The organism is Dietzia cercidiphylli (assembly GCF_014145145.1).
Lineage (GTDB): Bacteria > Actinomycetota > Actinomycetes > Mycobacteriales > Mycobacteriaceae > Dietzia > Dietzia natronolimnaea.
In genome coordinates, this window is the sequence record NZ_JAALEA010000427.1 from 1 (window position 1) to 3,585 (window position 3,585).

At 71.9% G+C, this 3,585-nt stretch carries 5 protein-coding genes; all 5 read right to left on the reverse strand.

All coding sequences use genetic code 11. The features are described 5' to 3' along the window. Positions 1-756: NAD kinase (locus G6028_RS14575; RefSeq protein ID WP_182659302.1), on the reverse strand; the 756-nt coding region annotated here is incomplete at its 3' end. Continuing rightward, positions 753-1,571, reverse strand: coding sequence for a TlyA family RNA methyltransferase (locus G6028_RS14580; RefSeq protein ID WP_277817616.1), 819 nt, complete (start codon positions 1,569-1,571; stop codon positions 753-755). The genes G6028_RS14575 and G6028_RS14580, both read right to left, overlap by 4 nt. After that, a complete protein-coding gene (locus tag G6028_RS14585) occupies positions 1,571-1,795 on the reverse strand; it encodes a hypothetical protein (RefSeq protein WP_338404234.1) in 225 nt (74 codons plus the stop codon). The genes G6028_RS14580 and G6028_RS14585 overlap by 1 nt, the downstream gene beginning before the upstream one ends. Positions 1,796-1,805: 10 nt before the next feature. After that, entirely contained in the window at positions 1,806-2,804 is a 999-nt protein-coding gene (locus tag G6028_RS14590) for an HAD-IIA family hydrolase (protein WP_338404235.1), read from the reverse strand. A 6-nt stretch (positions 2,805-2,810) separates the two neighbouring features. Further along, positions 2,811-3,585: tetratricopeptide repeat protein (locus tag G6028_RS14595; RefSeq protein ID WP_182659304.1), on the reverse strand; the 775-nt coding region annotated here is incomplete at its 5' end.

Consider the following 3,585-nt stretch of genomic DNA (forward strand, 5'->3'; position numbering starts at 1 on the left):
GTCGAGCACGACCACCGCGGGCCCCGACCGGGTCCCGGTCTCCACGGCGACACGCGAACTCGGCGCCACCACCATGGGCCGGGCGAACAGGGCATGGGCGTTGTTCGGGACCACCAGGATCGCGTCGAGCTCCGGCCAGACGATCGGCCCTCCCGCGGAGAACGCGTAGGCCGTCGACCCGGTCGGGGTCGACACGAGCATGCCGTCGCACCCATAGTCGCTCACCGGTCGCCCATCGATCTCGACCGACGCCTCGAGGACGCCCTGCCGGGAGACCTTCTCGATACTCACCTCGTTGAGCGCCCAGTCGTGGCCGAGGACGGTGTCCCCGTGCATGACGGTGGCCTCGACCGTCATGCGCTCGACCACCCGGTAGTCCCGGTCGGCGATCTGTTCGACGACCCCGTGCAGCGAGGAGACCTCCGACTCGGCGAGGAACCCGACATGCCCGAGGTTGACCCCCAGCACCGGCACATCGGCCGCGGTGGCGTACTGACACGCCCGCAGGAACGTCCCGTCCCCACCCAGGACCAGGACGAGCTCGCACCCGTCGGCGGCGTGCGGAGTGTCGGCGACCGACTCCACGCCCGTCCCCGTGGCGACGTTCTCACTCGTGTCGGCGAGCATGCGCACCGCGATCCCCCGGTTCGCGCAGGCGTCGACGACCTGGGCGACGATGGCGACGATGTCCGGCCGGTCGAGGTTGGCCTCGAGCAGGATCCGGCGGGGTGTCCCCTGACCTGTCATGTCCGTCATCTCGGCCCCTCCTCCACAGCGCGGTGGATGGTGTCCGACGCCTCGCGCGACAGCTCGGCCGGGACACCCGACTCGGTCTTGCGTAGGTGAAGGAAGTACTCGACGTTCCCGGACGGCCCGGGGAGCGGGCTGGCCACGCAGCCGAGCGCCTCCAGCCCGAGCGACGCAGCGGCGCGCGCGACACCCGTGACCGACTTGATCCGGAGGGCGGGGTCGCGGACGACGCCACCCTGGCCGACCCGCTCGCGGCCCACCTCGAACTGCGGTTTGACCATCGGCAGCAGATCCCCGCCGGTGCGGACGCACGCGGTCAGTGCGGGCAGGACGAGCGGGAGGGAGATGAAGGACAGGTCCGAGACCACCACGTCGACCTCCCCCCCGATGTCCTCGGCAGTGAGGGATCGCACATTGGTCTTGTCGTGGACCCCGACGCGACCGTCGCTGCGCAGGCGCCACACGAGTTGCCCGTAGCCCACGTCCACCGCCTCGACGCGGGAGGCACCCCGTGAGAGCAGGACATCGGTGAAGCCTCCCGTGGAGGCACCGGCGTCCAGACAGCGCGCCCCGGCCACGCCCACGCCGAAGACGTCCAGCGCACCGATGAGTTTGTGGGCTCCCCGCGAGGCCCAGTCCGGTTCGTTCGACGCGGCGAGCGCGATCGAGGTGGTCGGCTCCACCTGGGTCGCGGGCTTGCGGGCTGCCACCCCGTTGACGATCACTCGCCCCGAGTCGATGAGGTCCCTGGCGCGTTCCCGACTGTCACACATCTTGCGGCGGACCAGCTCGGCGTCCAGGCGCCTCCGAGTGACCGCCATCAGCGGGCGGAGTCCAGGGCGGAGAGCGCTCGGGCGAGCAGGTCATGAGCGGCGTCCAGGGCCCTGACCTGATCGTCACGGACCACCCCGCCTCCGTCGCCTCCGTCGACTCCGGCCGTCGACGGCCCGACGGAGTCAGCGAGGAGATCGTCGAACGCCGAGCGGAGCTCGTCGACGTCCGGGCCCGCGGGCCCGGGCAGTGGTGTCGGTCCGGGTGTGCTCACGCGGTCCACGCTAGCCCACGACGAGTCCCGCATCGGCGAGCCGCGACCGCGCACCGCCACCGGGATCCCCGATGGCGCTCACTCCGTGGCGCCATGCCTGACGGATGACGCTGCGCGCCAGATCGACACCGCTGAGCGTCTCCGGGATCCCCTGCAGGTGAAGAGCCCCGTCCTGCACCCTCGCGTCGAGTTCGGCGGCCGAGTCGATATGACTGGACTCGGGCGGCGCGGCGAGCGCCGCCAGGTCCCGGGCCAGATGGGTGGCGCGACGACGCTCGTCGGCGACCAGCAGATCGGCCGTCCCGTGGACACCGGTCAGGACCAGCAGTGCGGGCATACCAGCCGCCACCGCGCCCTCGATGTCGGTGTCGAGCCTGTCGCCGATGACCAGTGGACGCGTCGCGCCGACGAGGTCGGCGGCAGCCCTGAGGACCCCGGCGGCCGGCTTTCCCGCCACGACGGGTTCGCGGTCCGTCGCCGCCCGGAGCGCGGCGACCAGCGAGCCGTTCCCGGGGAGCAGGCCCCGCTCGGTGGGTAGCGTCGTGTCGGTGTTGGAGGCCACCCAGGGAACCCCACGGCGGATGGCGAGACACCCTTCGGCGAGATCGCCCCAGGTCAGCTCGCGGGACAGTCCCTGGAGGACCACCTCCGGATGATCGTCGGCCGAGAGGACGACCTCGTAGCCCGCTTCCCGTGCGAGGTCGCGGAAGCTGGCGTGTCCCACGACGAGAACCCTCGCGCCGGCGTCGACGTGATCGACCAACATCATCACGGCCGCCTGGGCGCTCGTCATGACGTCGGACGTGCGGGCCGTGAAACCCAGTTCGCGGAGGTGCGCTGCGGTGTCGGCGGGGGCACGGCTCGCATTGTTGGTCACGTAGACCACCGGGAGCCCCGACCCGTCCAGCGCTTCGGCCGCGCCGGGTATGGGCTCGGAACCGCGGATGAGAGTCCCGTCGAGGTCCACGAGAAGTGCGTCGTGCAGATCCGACAGAGTGGCTGGTGACACCGGCGGCTAGTCCTCGAGCTCTGCCAGACGCGACTCCGCGTCCGTGTGATGGTCCGGGTCGGCCGCGACCGCATGCCCGAACCACGCGGCGGCCTCGTCCTTCCGACCGGACGCCAACAGCACCTCCGCGTACGCGTAGTCCAACCGTGCCGCCTCCTCGCCCACCGCCGCCGGGTCGGCGCCGGCGTCCTGGAGGGTCACCAGGGCGGCGTCGAGCTGGCCCATATCCACCCGCGCACCGGCCTCGACGATGCGTAGTTCCACGAGGTCCTCACCGGAGACCTGGCGGGATTCCTCCCCCCGGGCGAGTTCGATGGCCTTCTGCGGACGCTCGAGGCCCCGCTCGCAGTCTGCCATCATCGCGAGAAGTCCGGGCCCTCCCGAGATCCGGCGGGCCGCACGCAGTTCCCCGAGGGCCTCGGACCACTCACGGGCCCGGTATGCGAGCACGCCGAGGGTCTCCCGGACGACGCCTATCCTCCCGGCGCGATTCTTCGCGGCCCGGCCGTGGGCGAGAGCCAGCTCGGGATCGTCGTCGACGAAGTGCATCGCGGCGACCAGGTGCCGTGCCACGAGCTCGGCGTTGGCCTTGTCCAGCCCACGGAGGTCCCTCCGGATCTCCATGTCGAGATCCGCGGCCTCGATCTCGTCGGGGAGCGTCGGCTCGTCGACGCGTGCGGCCTGCCGGGCGTCCTGCCCCGGACGACCACCGGAGCGCCGGTCGTCACCCTGTCGTCCGCCGCCGCGCGGTACAGCCCGGGCCGCCCCACCACGGCGGTCG

Coding starts and splice junctions, on each gene's coding strand:
- G6028_RS14580 (WP_277817616.1), bottom strand. CDS start 1,571: ATGGCGGTCACTCGGAGGCGCCTGGACGCCGAGCTGGTCCGCCGCAAG.